Origin of the sequence: Microbulbifer aggregans, from assembly GCF_020524005.1 — a bacterium.
In the GTDB taxonomy this organism is placed as follows: domain Bacteria; phylum Pseudomonadota; class Gammaproteobacteria; order Pseudomonadales; family Cellvibrionaceae; genus Microbulbifer; species Microbulbifer aggregans_A.
Genome location: NZ_JAIVKK010000045.1, coordinates 1 through 865 on the forward strand (window position 1 = coordinate 1; position 865 = coordinate 865).

1 protein-coding gene is annotated in these 865 nt (G+C 55.4%); it reads right to left on the reverse strand.

All coding sequences use genetic code 11. The annotated features are described in order from the left end of the window. Nucleotides 1–865: phosphopantetheine-binding protein (locus tag LC093_RS20235; protein ID WP_226669331.1), on the reverse strand; the 865-nt coding region annotated here is incomplete at both ends.

Genomic DNA, 865 nt, shown 5'->3' on the forward strand with positions numbered 1-865 from the left:
CCTTTTCAAAACGCTCGATAAACAGCAGTCGCTCTTGAGCGAACGACAGCGGTGTGCGCGCCAAAGCAGTCTTGGGAATCTCTCGCTGAGATGCCGGGCTGAGCTGCTTGACCAACGCGGCAATGGTTTTTTGCTCAAACAGCTGCACCAGGGAAATATCTAACTGTAACTGCTGGCGAGCGGCAGCGCTCAGGCGCACGGCGCTGATCGAGTTGCCCCCGAGATGGAAGAAGTTATCGTAGATACCCACGCGTTCGACACCGAGCACCTGCTGCCACAGCTGACATAGCGAGGCCTCTAGATCAGTACGCGGGGCAACATAGCTCTGCGCCGTGTTAAAGCTCGGCTCTGGCAGTGCTCGCCTATCCAACTTGCCATTGATGGTCAGTGGAATCTGGGCAATCTCGGTGTAGCTGGCGGGCACCATGTAATCAGGAAGCCGCTCGGACAGAGCTTGTGCCAGCGCACCGGGCACTAACTCAGCATCGTCCTGCAGCACCAAGTATGCGGCCAACAGAATATCACCGGCCCGCTCTCGGTCGATCACCACCGCCTGCTTTATCTCAGGCAATTTTGACAGCGCTGTCTCTATCTCGCCAAGCTCAATACGATAACCGCGAACCTTAACCTGGCTATCGTTACGGCCGAGGTATTCTAAATTGCCGTCCGGTAACCAGCGTACCAAATCGCCAGTCTTATAAAGCCGGTTATAACCCTTGGCCAGATCCGGTTCACTGGCAAATGGATTGTCAATAAAACGCTCGGCAGTCAACTCGGGGCGATTCAGATAACCTCGAGCAAGTCCCGCACCGCCGATATACAGTTCTCCTACCGCGCCAACTGGCAGTAAATTGAGCGCACTGTC